The sequence below is a fragment of the Kitasatospora sp. NPDC059803 genome, assembly GCF_042732255.1.
GTDB lineage: Bacteria > Actinomycetota > Actinomycetes > Streptomycetales > Streptomycetaceae > Kitasatospora.
Window position 1 is genome coordinate 1 of sequence record NZ_JBHWIJ010000080.1, and the last position, 13,975, is coordinate 13,975.

The following is a 13,975-nucleotide window of genomic DNA, read 5'->3' on the forward strand; positions in this document are numbered from 1 at the left end:
GGCCGGCCCGGCCGCGTTTCCCGGCCCCGACTCCCGCCCCTACTCCGCCCCCGACGCAGCCGCAGGCGTCAGGCACCGACGCAGGCACCGGTGTCAGAGCCGGGCGTCAGGGCCAGAGGTCCTGGTACCTCATCCCGGCCCGCTCGCAGGGGGTGCGCCCCTCCTCCAACTGGTCCACCAGCGGCCGTTGCGCCAGGATCTCCCGGGCCCGGGCGGCGGAGGCGCTGGTGGCGTACCAGGCCAGCCCGGGGTGGTTCTCCAGCCCGGCGCGGATCAGCTGCAGCGCGCAGGCCCGCTGGACGGCGGGGAGCCGGTCCAGGGCGGGGGCGGCGTCCGGCGAGAGGTCGCGGACGTTGCGCAGGTCGATCCGGGAGGTCCGCTCGAAGCGGGCGACGTTCTGCTCGGCGATGATCGCGTCCGGGCCCATCAGCCCGTACACCGCCGCCGTGAGCATGCCGCTGAGGACGACGACGCGGGGCAGCCAGCCCGCCGAGCGGGTCAGCCCGGCGGTGATCAGCAGCAGCAGGACGACGCCGAGCCAGCCCTCGACCACCAGCACCCAGAGCCGCAGCCTGGTCAGGCCGGAGGCGTCGACGTAGAACCACATCCGGCCGAGCGCCGAGGCGACCACGACCAGGGCGAGCACGCAGAGCGCCCCGAGCAGGATCCGCGCCACCCGACGGTCGGCCGGCGTGCTGCGCGGGGCCCAGCGCTTGGCGACCGCCACCACGACCAGGGTGAGCGCGGTGATCACGCTCAGCTGCCAGAAACCCTGCCGGGCGTACTCGGAGCGGCTCATCCCGGTGTTGCGCAGGACGGCGTCGGCGCCGCCGAGCACCACCAGGGCCTGGATCACCGCGAAGGCGCCGAACATCAGGTTGAGCGCGACCAGCGGCAGCGCCCACTCCAGCCGGCGGCGGGCCCGGCCCGGCCGGACGACCGTACGGTCCCAGCGGCGGGGCCCGGCCGCGATGTGGGCGAAGCCCAGGGCGGTGAACGCCCCCAGTGCGAACAGCACCGCGCGCAGCGGGAGCCCGCGGAGGTCGAGGCTGGGGCTGAGGCTGCCCAGCAGGTCCGCCATGGCGGCGTCCGCACCGGCGAACAGCAGACCGAAGACGGTCAGCAGGACGGCGGCGACCGCGAGTGCCTTGAGCACCGGGACGATGCGGCCCCGGCAGGGCAGACTCCGGCCGCGCAGCCCGTCCCTCAGCCAGAGCACGCCGGGCGGCAGCTGCCAGAGGACGGCGGGCAGGGGGAGCAGGACGCCCGCCCAGCGGCGGCCGCCGTGCAGCGCGAGCGAGGCCAGGCCGAGCGCGCACCCGATGGACAGCGACACCGGCCAGCCCGCCTCCCAGAGCGCCGGGACGGCGAGCAGGGCGACGGCGAGCAGGCTCCACACCACCGTCCAGGGCCGGATCCGGCGGCCCGCCGACCGGGCGGCGAGACCGGCCGCGGCAGCGGTGGCGCCGGCGCAGATCAGCAGGTTGACGCCCACGCCGTCGAACAGCAGCCAGGCTGTCAGCAGGCCGGTGAGCAGTGCCAGGAGGAGGACCCGGGGCGTGGCGGCCGCCCTGCGCTCGGGGTCGCTCGGGCGCAGCCACCCGTGGTGCGGCGGCGCGGGCATGCCGGATCCCCAATGAGGGCCGGGTCCGGGTCCGAGCGTCGCGGGCCCGGGCATCGCAGGTCCATGTGTCGCGGCTCCATGTGCCGCGGCTCCATGTGCCGCGGCTCCATGTGCCGCGGGCCCGGGCTCGGGTGGCAGGTCGGCCAGGGCGGGCGTGGACGGGCCGGACATGAGTCCCCCTCGGTGGTCGGCGGGCATGCGGAAGCCGCCCTTGGGGCAGTCCGCCGTCGGGCGCGCTCGGCGCCGCGGCTGCAGCCGACTGTAGACCATTCTGAACAGGTTCAAAACTCAGTTCTGAACAAGTTCAGAAATCTCGGCCCGCCTTCCCGCCACCGCTCCCGGAGCCCTCCCGCACCGCTCCCGCGGCCCTCCCGTACCCCTCCCGGGGCCCCTCCACCACCCCTCCGCTACCCCTTCACCGACCCGGCCAGCAGGCCCCGGACGAAGTACCGCTGCAAGCTGAAGAAGACGATCAACGGGACGACGATCGACAGGAATGCCCCGGCCGTCAGCAGCTCCCACCGCCCGCCGAAGGACCCGGACAGCTGCGCCAGCCGGACCGTCATCGGCGCCACCTCCGGCGTGCCGCCCGCGAAGGTCAACGCGACCAGCAGGTCGTTCCAGACCCACAGGAACTGGAAGATCGCGAACGAGGCCAGCGCCGGGGTGCACAGCGGCAGCACGATCGAACGGAAGATCTTGAAGTGCGAGGCCCCGTCCACCACCGCCGCCTCCATCAGGTCCCGCGGCAGCTGGGCGATGAAGTTGTGCAGCAGGAACACCGCCAGCGGCAGCGCGAACATGGTGTGCGCCAGCCACACCGGTGCGTAGCTGCCCTTCAGGTCCACCGCCGGGATCAGCGTCAGCGAGCCCAGGTGCGCGCCGCCGGAGAAGAGGCGCAGCAGCGGGATCAGCGCCATCTGGATCGGCACCACCTGGAGCGCGAACACCGCGAAGAACACCGTGTCGCTCCCCCGGAACCGCACCCAGGCCAGCCCGTACGCCGCCATCGCCGCCAGCACCAGCGGGAACAGGGTGGCCGGGACGCTGATCGCCAGCGAGTTCACCAGGAACGGCATCAGCCCGGTGGAGACGCCGGAGCCGCCCTCGAACAGCACCGTGTGGTAGTTGCCCAGGCCCAGGTCCGGGTGGAGGAAGGCGTTCCACCAGCCGTTCGCCGTCACGTCCTGCTTGGGGCGCAGCGAGGTCACCAGCAGGCCCACCGTCGGGATCGTCCACAGGACGGTCACCGCGATCACGAAGACCGAGGCCAGCGGGCTGCTGAAGGCCTTCCGGACCGGGCTGCCGTGCGGCGCGCTCATCGCGCGGGCCGGCCTGTCGTGCGGTGCGCTCATCGGACCGCACGCTCCTTCCGCAGCTGGACGATGTTGTAGGCCACCAACGGCAGCACCGCGAGGAAGAGGATCACCGCGAGGGCACTGCCCCGCCCGGTGTTGAACTGCACGAAGGACTGCGAGTACATCTCGTTGGCCAGCACCTGGGTACCGAAGTTGCCGCCGGTCATGGTGCGGACGATGTCGAAGGCCTTCAGCGTGATGATCATGATGGTGGTCAGCACCACCACCACCGTGGTGCGGATCATCGGCACCGTGACGTACCAGAACAGCCGCACCCCCTGCGCACCGTCCAGCCGGGCCGCCTCGGTGACCTCGTCGGGGATCGCCTTGATCGCCGCCGACAGCACCACCAGCGCGAAGCCCGTCTGCACCCAGACCATCACCGCCATCAGCAGGAAGGTGTTCAACGGCTGTGAGAGCATCCAGTTCGGCGGATCGTCCCAGCCCACCGCGATGGCGAGTTGGCTCAGCAGGCCGATCTGCGACTGGCCCGGTCCACGCGACTCGTAGACGAACTTGAAGATGATCGAGGCGCCGACCAGCGAGATCGCCATCGGCATGAAGATCAGCGACTTGTACACCGCCTGGCCGCGCATCCGGTCCACCAGCAGCGCCAGCACCAGGCCCAGGCCGGTCGCCGCCAACGGCGCGACCACCAGCCAGAGCAGCGTGTTGACCAGCACCTTCTGCACCGAGTCGGTGGTGAACGCCCAGCCGAAGTTCTCGCCGCCGACGAACCCGCTGCCGTCGGCGTTCTGCAGGCTCAGATAGACCGTGCGGATCAGCGGCACGACCAGGCCCACCAGCAGCAGCACCGCGGCCGGGCCGAGGAACACCACCACCGACAGCGGGCGGGAGAGCCGGCCCCGGGCCCGGCCCGCGGCGAAGAAGACCAGCAGCAGGATGCCGAGGAAACCCGCGACGGCGCCGAGGCTGTTGCCGAACTTGACCGCCGCGTCGCCCCAGGAGCCGGTGGCGAGCGCGGTGACCGGTGAAGGGGTTCCGGGTACGGACATGACGGTGCGTCCCTCCTGTTCTGGTGGGAAGGGGCGGGGGGGGGGGGGGGGGCGGGCCCCCCCCCCCCCCCCCCCCTCGACAGGTGGTCCTGAACGGCGCCCGGCCGGGCCCGAGTCCGGCCCGGCGCCCACTACGGCCAGGCGCCTACTGCGGGCGTCTGCCCACTGCGGCCAAGCGCCCACTACAGCCAGGCGCCCGCTGCGACCGTGCGGCTACTGCGGCCAGGCGGCGTCGATGTCGGCGGCGGTCTTCTGGATCGACTGCCCCTCGGCGAACCAGGCGGTCAGCGACTTCCACTCCTGCCCGGCACCGATGGCGGCCGGCATCAGGTCGGAGCCGTCGAAGCGGAAGGTCGCCGCCGGGTCGGTCAGCGCGTCCGCCGACAGCCGGTCGATCGGGTCGGTGTACAGGCTCTTGTCCACGCCCTGGTTGGCCGAGACCCAGCCCGTCGCGGTCTTCACCCGGCTGCTCGCCCAGTCCGAGCTGGACAGGTAGTTCTGCACCGCCTGCACCTCGGGCCGGCCGGAGAAGGCGGCCAGGAACTCGCCGCCGCCCTCGACCGGGTTGGGGATCGCCGGGTTCACCGCGGGCAGGTGGAAGGCGAACACGTCGCCGTCCGGGCCGACCTTGGTGTCCTTGGGCCACTGCGCCTCGTAGAACGACGCCTGCTGGAGCATGGCGCACTTGCCGGTGAGGACCGGCGCGCCCGCGTCCTGGAAGGTGGTGGTGGCGATCGACTTGACGTCGCCGTAACCGCCGTTGACCCAGGCCGGGTTCTGCATCCAGCCGGCGACGGTCTTCATCGCGGTGGTGATCTTCTCGTCGGAGAACTTCACCTGGTGGCCGACCCACTGGTCGTACACGTCACCGCCGTACGTGCCGAGCACCACCTCCTCCAGCCAGTCGGTGGCCGGCCAGCCGGTGGCCGTGCCCGAGGCGATGCCGCCGCACCAGGGTTTGGCACCACCGGACTTGGCGATCCGGTCGCTGAGCGCCATCAGGTCCGCCCAGGTCTTCGGCACCTCGTAGCCGCCCGCCTTGAAGGCCTTCGGCGAGTACCAGACCAGCGACTTCATGTTGGCGCTCATCGGCGCCGCGTAGAAGGTGCCGTTGACCGAGCCGTAGGTCTTCCAGATCGGACTCCACCGGTCCTCGTTGGTGACCGTCTGGGCGGGCGGCTTGACCACCTTGCCGCTCTTCACCATCTGCGCCAGCAGGCCCGGCTGCGGGATGATCGCGAAGTCCGGGGCGTTGCCGCCGGCCACCCGGACCGGCAGCTGGGACTCGAAGTCGTTCGAGCCCTCGTAACTGATCTTGATGCCGGTGCACTTGGCGAACTCGGCCCAGGACTTCTCCAGGTTGTCCGACTCCGGGCTGAGGATCGAGGCGAACATCGTCACCGTGGTGCCCGAATGCCCGGCGTACGGCTGGTACTTGGCGCAGTCACCGGACAGCGACGGGGCCGCCGCGTCACCACCGCCACCCGAACCGCCGGAGCTGTTGGAACAGGCCGCGGTCAGGGCCAGCGCCACGAGCAGGGCGGGTACGGCGGCCAAGCGACGGCCGGAACCGCGATAGCCGGAACTCTCGGACGGCGCGGTCGGGTTGAGGGTCAATGCGGTCCTCCTCGCCAGGGCATGCTGCCGACGGTGGGCTGAACGACATCGCGCTGTACCGGAGACGGGCGTATGGAGATCACGAAGGGCGACGGACGAACCGATCCGATGACGTTAACGCAGCCGCCAGCCGCCGCCAAGGTCCGCGTCGACCTTCATCCACCGACACCCCGACCGCGACCTCCGCGACCTCCGCCTCCGCGCGACAGATACGACGACCCCGCCCGGAAACCCGAACGGGGCCACGCCTCTTGACCGACCGTCAGTACGGCCGGTGCAACCCTGGTTGACGTCAGCGGTCGCCGAACCGCTCCGCCAACACCTCCTCGAAGGTCCCCCGGCCCACCGCCCGCTCCGGCGCGAGGTTCCCGCCCGCCCGCAGCGCCCGCCCCGAGGCCCCCGGCACCCGCACCGGCAGCAGCGCCCGACGCCGACCCGACGCCCGCAGGTACGCCTCGGCCAGCTCCCGGTACGGCCGCACCCGCGGCCCGCCCACCTCCGGCGCGTACCCGGCCGGCCCCTCCCCCACCAGCTCCGCGACCCGCGCGGCCACCTCCCGCACGTCCACCGGCTGGACGCTCGCCCCGCCAAACACCGGGAACACCGGCAGCCGCGCCGACACGTCGAAAATCCTCAGCAACAGGTCGTGGAACTGCGTCGCCCGCAGCACCGTCCACCCCAGCCCCGACTCCCGCACCACCCGCTCACAGGCGAGCTTCGCCCGGTAGTACGGGATCGGCACCCGGTCGACCCCGACGATCGACACGTACAGCAGGTGCCGCACCCCCGCCCTCCCGGCCTCCGCCACCAGCGTCCGGACCGCGGCCACGTCCTTGCGCCCCACCGTGGTCGCGCAGTCCACCACCACCTCGACCCCCGCCACCGCCCCGGCGATCCCCTCCCCGGTCACGAGGTCCCCGACCACCCACTCGACCCCCGCGCCCCCGCTCCGCACCCGCCGGCTCAACCCCCGCACCGCCACCCCGCGCGCGACCAGCAGCCGCACCACCTCCCGCCCCAGGACCCCCGTCGCCCCGGTCACCAGCACCATCCCCATCACCACACCACTCCTCCCGCCGAACACCGTCACCCCTACCGACCGCCCACCACCCCCATCCGTGACATCGGCGTCCGCGAAGGTGCCCGGACAACGAGAAGAGGCGGGGCGAGGACGTGAAGTCCTCGCCCCGCCTCAGCGGTGGCTCACCCGCGCGGGGTCAGTACCGGCGGTCAGCTGCAGCCGCTGGTGGAGCCGCAGCCCTCGCAGAGGTAGCAGCTGCCGGCGCGGCGCATCTTGGTGCCGCAGGAGAAGCAGAGCGGGGCGTCGGCGTTGAGGCCGAGCTGGATCTCCATCAGCTCCGTGGAGTTGTGAGCCTGCGCCGGGGAGGCCTTGGGGGCCTTGGGCGCCTCGACGGCGGGGGCCGGGGTGGCGACCACCGGGGCCGACTGGGCGAGCGACTCGGTGTCGAGCTCCTCGGACTCCAGCGGCTCGTAGGAGCCCGTGTCCAGGTGGCGCTGGCGCTCCTCGACGGAGTGGATGCCGAGCGCCGAGCGGGTCTCGAACGGCAGGAAGTCGAGCGCCAGGCGGCGGAAGATGTAGTCGACGATCGACTGTGCCATCCGCACGTCCGGGTCGTCGGTCAGGCCGGCCGGCTCGAAGCGCATGTTGGTGAACTTCGAGACGTAGGTCTCCAGCGGCACGCCGTACTGCAGGCCGACCGAGACGGCGATGGAGAAGGCGTCCATCATGCCCGCGAGGGTCGAACCCTGCTTGGACATCTTGAGGAAGACCTCGCCGAGGCCGTCGTCCGGGTAGGAGTTGGCGGTCATGTAGCCCTCGGCGCCACCGACCGTGAAGGAGGTGGTGATGCCCGGGCGGCCCTTGGGCAGGCGCTTGCGGACCGGGCGGTACTCGACGACCTTCTGGACCGCGGCGGCCGGAGCCTCCTCGGCCTTGGCCTCGGAGTCCTTCTTCTTCGCCGAGAGCGGCTGGCCGACCTTCGAGTTTTCGCGGTAGATGGCGAGCGCCTTGACGCCCATCTTCCACGCCTCGAAGTAGATCTCCTCGATGTCCTCGATGGTCGCGGAGGCCGGCATGTTCACGGTCTTGGAGATCGCGCCGGAGATCCAGGGCTGGATCGCGGCCATCATCCGGACGTGGCCCATGGCCGAGATGACCCGCTCGCCCATCGCGCAGTCGAAGACCTCGTAGTGCTCGGCCTTGAGGCCCGGGGCGTCCACCACGTTGCCGTGCTCGGCGATGTGGGCGACGACCGCCTCGATCTGCTCGTCCTGGTAGCCGAGGCGCTTGAGGGCGCGCGGGACGGTGCCGTTGACGATCTGCATCGAGCCGCCGCCGACGAGCTTCTTGAACTTGACGAGCGCCAGGTCCGGCTCGACGCCGGTGGTGTCGCAGTCCATCATCAGGCCGATGGTGCCGGTGGGGGCGAGCACCGAGGCCTGGGCGTTGCGGAAACCGTTCTGCGCGCCGATCCGCAGGACGTCCTGCCAGGTGTCGTTGGCCACCGCCCAGACCGGGGCGTCCAGCTCGTCGAGCGAGACGGCGGCGAGCGAGGCGTCCGCGTGCTGCTTCATGACCAGCTGGTGCGGGGCGGCGTTGCGGGCGTAGCCGTCGTACGGGCCGACGACGCCGGCGAGTTCGGCGCCGCGGCGGTAGGCGGTGCCGGTCATCAGCGAGGTGATGGCGCCGGCCAGGGCGCGGCCGCCCTCGCTGTCGTAGGCGTGGCCGGTGGCCATCAGCAGGGCGCCGAGGTTGGCGTAGCCGATGCCGAGCTGGCGGTAGGCGCGGGTGGTCTCGCCGATCTTCTCGGTGGGGAAGTCGGCGAAGCAGATGGAGATGTCCATCGCGGTGATGACCAGCTCGACGACCTTGGCGAAGGTGTCCGCGTCGAAGGAGTCGTCGTCGCGCAGGAACTTCATCAGGTTCAGCGAGGCGAGGTTGCAGCTGGAGTTGTCCAGGTGCATGTACTCGGAGCAGGGGTTGGACGCGTTGATGCGGCCGGACTCCGGGCAGGTGTGCCAGTGGTTGATGGTGGAGTCGTACTGGATCCCGGGGTCGGCGCAGGCCCAGGCGGCCTCGGCCATCTTGCGGAACAGCTTCTTGGCGTCGACGGTCTCGATGACCTCGCCGGTCATCCGGGCGCGCAGGCCGAATTCGGTGCCGTTCTCGACGGCGGTCATGAATTCGTCGGAGACGCGGACGGAGTTGTTGGCGTTCTGGTACTGGACGGAGGTGATGTCGTCGCCGCCGAGGTCCATGTCGAAGCCGGCGTCGCGCAGGGCGCGGATCTTCTCCTCCTCCTTCACCTTGGTCTCGATGAAGGCCTCGACGTCGGGGTGGTCGACGTCGAGCACGACCATCTTGGCCGCGCGGCGGGTGGCGCCACCGGACTTGATGGTGCCGGCGGAGGCGTCGGCGCCGCGCATGAAGGAGACCGGGCCGGAGGCGTTGCCGCCGGAGGACAGCAGTTCCTTCGAGGAGCGGATGCGGGAGAGGTTGAGGCCGGCGCCGGAGCCGCCCTTGAAGATCATGCCCTCTTCCTTGTACCAGTCGAGGATCGACTCCATGGAGTCGTCGACGGACAGGATGAAGCAGGCGCTGACCTGCTGGGGCTGCTTGGTGCCGACGTTGAACCAGACCGGCGAGTTGAAGCTGAACACCTGGTGGAGGAGGGCGTGCGTCAGCTCGTGCTCGAAGATCTCGGCGTCGTCCTTGGTGGCGAAGTAGCCGTGCTTCTCGCCGGCGGCGCGGTAGGTGAGCACCACGCGGTCGATGATCTGCTTGAGGCTCCACTCGCGCTGGGGAGTGCCGACGGCGCCGCGGAAGTACTTGGACGTGACGATGTTGACGGCGTTGACCGACCAGAAGTCGGGGAACTCGACGCCGCGCTGCTCGAAGTTGATGGACCCGTCGCGCCAGTTGGTCATGACGACGTCGCGGCGCTCCCAGCGGACCTCGTCGTACGGGTGCACGCCAGGAGTGGTGTAGATGCGCCCGATCGGCAGACCGCCCTTGGGGGCCTTGCCGCCGCCCTTGGCCGTGGTCTTGTCGGACTTCGACCCGCGTGCGGAACCGCTCGTGGTGTCTGTCACTTCTTCCTCCTCCTGGGCAAACGCCCGAAGTGCCCTGAAAAGTCCGGGCACCGCTGGTTCGTTCTTCCGGTGTGCAGGCAGGCGGAGACCTCGCCTGCTTGCGCACGGTTTGTTGTGTTCTGTGCCCTTTTTTCGGGCATGCGTGGGCCCCGTGGGACCCGTGGTGCAGCAAGGCCCGCCAGGGGGCCGGGTGCCGGCGCCTCCTAGGGCGCGGCGGCGGCGACGGGCACGCAGGTGCCGTCCGCCTCGGGGACGGGCCGTTCGGCGCGGAGTTCCGCGATGGCGGCCTCGAAGTCTTCCAGTCCGTCGTACGCCTGGTACACGCTGGCGAAGCGCAGGAAGGCGACCACGTCGAGCTCCTTGAGCGGGCCGAGTATGGCCAGCCCGACGTCGTGGGTGGTCAGCTCGGCGTTGCCGGTGGCACGCACGCACTCCTCGACCCGCTGGCCGAGCTGGGCGAGGGCGTCCTCGGTGACCGGGCGGCCCTGACAGGCCTTGCGGACGCCGGTGATGACCTTCTCCCGGGAGAAGGGCTCGGTGACCCCGCTGCGCTTGATGACCATCAGTGCGGCCGTCTCCACGGTGGTGAAGCGGCGGCCGCAGTCCGGGCACTGCCGACGACGGCGGATCGAGCTGCCGTCCTCATTGGTCCGGCTGTCGACAACACGGCTGTCGGAATGCCGGCAGAAGGGGCAGTGCACCTGAGGATCCCTCCCTGGCAGGACGTGCGGACCTGTTGAGTCTATGCGATGCGACCCCGGCCTCGGCAAGCTGATCATGCGCCGTAACCACTAGTACTGGGCACGGAGAGGACTGTAACCACTAGATGTAGGTCTCCGGGGGAAGCGACACCCCTGGCGTGTCGGCACCGATTAGACTGCCGAAGTCGAGATCCGATCGAACATTTACTCGATGCACAGTCTCGATGTACAGCAAAGCCTTGATCGAGTCAGCCAACTCTCGAATAATTCACTCGAACGTGTGTTTGGCGCAACCTTTCGATAGGAGGGGCGTTGGGCTGGAAAAGGGGAGAGGACAGCCGTCGAGAGGGGCCGCCGTGAACACCATCGAAAGCAACACCATCCCGGTGCAGGAACACTCCCAGTTCAAGGTGGGGCAGCGCACCACGAATCAGCAGAGCGTGGACATCAGCATGGACCGTAGCGAAGACCAGCGCCTCTCCGGCCCGGCCCTTTCCAGCACGGGCCGCGTTCCCGACCAGCCGATCGAACACTCCCCAGCGATCGACGACGCCCACCAGGCGCCCACCCGCGCGCTGCCCGGCCGCCCCCCCGGCATCCGCACCGACGAGGCCGGTCTCACCGAACGCCAGCGCCGCGTGATCGAGGTCATCCGGGACTCCGTCCAGCGCCGCGGCTACCCGCCGTCCATGCGCGAGATCGGCCAGGCCGTCGGCCTGTCCAGCACCTCCTCGGTCGCCCACCAGCTGATGGCCCTGGAACGCAAGGGCTTCCTGCGCCGCGACCCGCACCGCCCGCGCGCCTACGAGGTCCGCGGCGTCGAGGTGGCCCGCCCGAACACCGCCGAGACGGCCGGCCGTCCGTCCACCTCGTACGTGCCGCTGGTCGGCCGGATCGCCGCCGGCGGCCCGATCCTGGCCGAGCAGACGGTCGAGGACGTCTTCCCGCTGCCCCGCCAGCTGGTCGGCGAGGGCGAGCTGTTCGCGCTCACCGTGCGCGGCGACTCGATGATCGAGGCGGCCATCTGCGACGGCGACTGGGTCACCGTGCGCCGCCAGCCGGTCGCCGAGAACGGCGACATCGTGGCCGCGATGATCGACGGCGAGGCCACGGTCAAGCGGCTCAAGCGCGAGGACGGCCGGATCTGGCTGATGCCGCACAACCCGGCGTACGAGCCGATCAACGGCGACAACGCGACCATCCTGGGCAAGGTCGTCGCGGTCCTGCGCCGCCTCTGACGCCTCGCGCGCACCCAGCGGGAAGGGGCTCCACCGCGTGATCGCGGGGAGCCCCTCCGGCGTCTCCGGGGGCGTCCGGACCCCGCCTCGGCCCCCAGGGGGGCTGGACGGAGCCCCGGATCACCGCACCGCTCAGCCCCGCTTCACCACCGGCTTGACCGGCGGCGCCGAGGCGTCGATCGCCGCCAGCGAGCGGCGCACCTGGTTGCGGTCCGTGGTGTACCAGAACTCCGGCATCGAGGAGCGGAAGAAGCTCCCGTACCGCTTGGTCTCCACCCGCGGGTCGAGCACCGCGACCACGCCCCGGTCCTCGGCCGCGCGCACCAGCCGGCCGGCGCCCTGCGCCATCAGCAGCGCCGCGTGCGTCGCCGCGACGGCCATGAAGCCGTTCCCGCCGCGCTGTTCGACGTCCTTCTGGCGGGCGCTCATCAGCGGGTCGTCCGGTCGGGGGAACGGGATGCGGTCCATCACGACCAGCTGGCAGGCCGCGCCGGGTACGTCCACGCCCTGCCAGAGCGAGAGCGTGCCGAACAGGCAGGTGGACGCGTCCGAGGCGAACTCCCGGATCAACTCGCCCAGGGTGTCCTCCCCCTGGAGCAGGATCCGGTTGTCCAGCCGCTCCCGCAGCGCCTCGGCGGCCGTCTGGGCGCCGCGCATCGAGGAGAACAGGCCCAGCGTGCGCCCGCCGGCCGCGCCGATCAGCTCCGCCAACTCGTCCAGCATGTCGGGCCGTTCGGGATCTCGGCCGGGATCGGCGAGGTGCCGGGCGACGTACAGGATGCCCTGCTTGGGGTACTTGAACGGCGAGCCGACGTCGATGCCGCGCCAGTGCGGCACCGCGTCCTCGCCGAAGCCGGACCCGGACCCGGACCCGGACCCGGACCCGGCCGAAGGATTGTCCCCGGGGGTGCGCTGGTCCGGCAGCCGGGAGTCCGAGGGCAGGCCGACGGAGGCGGCGACGCCGTTGAAGTCCCCGCCGAGTTTGAGGGTGGCCGAGGTGAGCACCACCGAGCGCTCCTTGTAGAGGCCCTCGCGCAGCAGCCCGGAGACGCTGAGCGGCGCGACCCGCAGCGAGCCGGTACCCATGCCGAAGCGGTCGCTGCGCTCGATCCAGACCACGTCGTACTCGGAGTCCTCCAGCAGCCGCTCGGCGGTCTCGTGCAGCGACTCGGCGGAGGCCATCGCCTGCTTGCGGACGGCGTCCTCGTCGCTGAGCCCCTTGTCGCGGGTCTCGCCGAGCGAGCTGATCACCTGGCGGGCGGCGTCCCGGATCGAGGTGACCGCGTACGCCAGGTACTCGGGCAGTTCCTCGACCCGGCCGGGCTGGGCGGTCTCCATCAGGCCGTGGTAGTTCTCGGCGGCGGCCTGCAAGGCGTCCACGGCCTTCTCGTTGGCGAGCCGGGCGGCGCGCTTGACCGCCCGGTTGACCGCGCCGACGGTCAGCTCGGCGGTGGCCGCGCCGGTGACCCGGTTGACCAGTTCGTGCGCCTCGTCGACGATCAGCAGCCCGTGCTCGGGCAGCACCGGCGCGCCCTCGATCGCGTCGATCGCGAGCATCGCGTGGTTGGTGACCACGACGTCGGCCAGCTTGGCCCGCTCCCGGGCCTTCTCGGCGAAGCACTCCTGCCCGTACGCGCAGCGGGTGGCGCCCAGGCACTCCTTGGAGGTGACCGCCAGCTGGGCCCAGGCCTTGTCGGAGACGCCGGGGCTGAGGTCGTCCCGGTCCCCGGTGTCGCTCTCGTCGGCCCACTCGCGCAGCCGCAGCACGTCCTGCCCGAGCTTGCTGGCGGGCCCGCCGAGCGCCTCGGCCGCGTCGAACAGGCCCTCGCCCTCGTCGCTCGGGGTGCCCTCGTTGGCCCGGTGCAGGCACAGGTAGTTGGAGCGGCCCTTGAGCATCGCGAACAGCGGGCGGCGGCGCAGCACCGGGTGCAGCGCCTCGACCGTGCGCGGCAAGTCCCGTTCGACGAGCTGGCGTTGCAGCGCCAGGGTGGCGGTGGCGACCACCACGCGGTCCCCGTGGGCGAGCGCGGGCACCAGGTAGGCGAGGGACTTCCCGGTGCCGGTGCCGGCCTGGACGAGCAGGTGCTCGGCGTTGTCGACGGCGTCGGCGACGGCCTCGGCCATCCGGAGCTGACCGGGGCGCTCGACGCCGCCGACGGCCGCCACCGCGGCGTGCAGCAGGTCGGGGATGCGGGAGCGCGGAACGGCGACGGCTTCCTCGACGTCGGCGGCGGCGCCGCCGTCCTCGCCAGGGAGCTCGGTCTCGCCGGGGAGCTGGGTTTCGGAGTCGTTCGTCATGACCCTCCCA

At 71.3% G+C, this 13,975-nt stretch carries 9 protein-coding genes; 1 reads left to right on the forward strand and 8 read right to left on the reverse strand.

The window, feature by feature from the left end; genetic code table 11:
• Positions 1-106 precede the first annotated feature (106 nt).
• The 7 genes from ACFV6I_RS15635 to nrdR form a co-directional block, all read right to left on the reverse strand.
• Positions 107-1,624, reverse strand: a complete 1,518-nt coding sequence (locus tag ACFV6I_RS15635) for a DUF4153 domain-containing protein (RefSeq protein WP_380425662.1) — start codon at positions 1,622-1,624, stop codon at positions 107-109.
• A gap of 407 nt (positions 1,625-2,031) precedes the next feature.
• Entirely contained in the window at positions 2,032-2,979 is a 948-nt protein-coding gene (locus ACFV6I_RS15640) for a carbohydrate ABC transporter permease (protein ID WP_063349346.1), read from the reverse strand.
• Positions 2,976-3,998, reverse strand: coding sequence for a carbohydrate ABC transporter permease (locus ACFV6I_RS15645; protein WP_063349345.1), 1,023 nt, complete (start codon positions 3,996-3,998; stop codon positions 2,976-2,978). Before ACFV6I_RS15645 ends, ACFV6I_RS15640 begins: the two co-directional genes overlap by 4 nt.
• A gap of 213 nt (positions 3,999-4,211) precedes the next feature.
• Positions 4,212-5,615, reverse strand: coding sequence for an ABC transporter substrate-binding protein (locus tag ACFV6I_RS15650; protein ID WP_380425664.1), 1,404 nt, complete (start codon positions 5,613-5,615; stop codon positions 4,212-4,214).
• Between the two features lie 292 nt (positions 5,616-5,907).
• Complete coding sequence (locus ACFV6I_RS15655) at positions 5,908-6,672, reverse strand: SDR family oxidoreductase (RefSeq protein WP_380425686.1); 765 nt, start codon at positions 6,670-6,672, stop codon at positions 5,908-5,910.
• A 173-nt stretch (positions 6,673-6,845) separates the two neighbouring features.
• Positions 6,846-9,728 carry a vitamin B12-dependent ribonucleotide reductase gene (locus tag ACFV6I_RS15660; RefSeq protein ID WP_380425666.1) on the reverse strand — a complete coding sequence of 961 codons (2,883 nt, stop codon included), beginning with the start codon at positions 9,726-9,728 and terminating at the stop codon, positions 6,846-6,848.
• Positions 9,729-9,931: 203 nt separating this feature from the next.
• The gene (gene nrdR, locus ACFV6I_RS15665; RefSeq protein WP_063349343.1) at positions 9,932-10,429 is read right to left on the reverse strand and encodes a transcriptional regulator NrdR; all 498 of its coding nucleotides are present in this window, start codon (positions 10,427-10,429) and stop codon (positions 9,932-9,934) included.
• 356 nt (positions 10,430-10,785) lie between these two features.
• On the opposite strand from nrdR, the gene lexA reads away from it, so the two are divergent.
• The gene (gene lexA, locus ACFV6I_RS15670; RefSeq protein ID WP_380336391.1) at positions 10,786-11,667 is read left to right on the forward strand and encodes a transcriptional repressor LexA; all 882 of its coding nucleotides are present in this window, start codon (positions 10,786-10,788) and stop codon (positions 11,665-11,667) included.
• A gap of 132 nt (positions 11,668-11,799) precedes the next feature.
• On the opposite strand, the gene ACFV6I_RS15675 is transcribed toward lexA, so the two are convergent.
• Positions 11,800-13,965, reverse strand: coding sequence for an ATP-dependent DNA helicase (locus ACFV6I_RS15675; protein WP_380425668.1), 2,166 nt, complete (start codon positions 13,963-13,965; stop codon positions 11,800-11,802).
• Between the last annotated feature and the right edge of the window lie 10 nt (positions 13,966-13,975).

Bases quoted from the DNA above. Each gene is read 5' to 3' on its own strand.
- ACFV6I_RS15635 (WP_380425662.1), bottom strand. From the start codon at position 1,624: ATGCCCGCGCCGCCGCACCACGGGTGGCTGCGCCCGAGCGACCCCGAG.
- ACFV6I_RS15640 (WP_063349346.1), bottom strand. From the start codon at position 2,979: ATGAGCGCACCGCACGACAGGCCGGCCCGCGCGATGAGCGCGCCGCAC.
- ACFV6I_RS15645 (WP_063349345.1), bottom strand. From the start codon at position 3,998: ATGTCCGTACCCGGAACCCCTTCACCGGTCACCGCGCTCGCCACCGGC.
- ACFV6I_RS15655 (WP_380425686.1), bottom strand. From the start codon at position 6,672: ATGGGGATGGTGCTGGTGACCGGGGCGACGGGGGTCCTGGGGCGGGAG.
- ACFV6I_RS15675 (WP_380425668.1), bottom strand. From the start codon at position 13,965: ATGACGAACGACTCCGAAACCCAGCTCCCCGGCGAGACCGAGCTCCCT.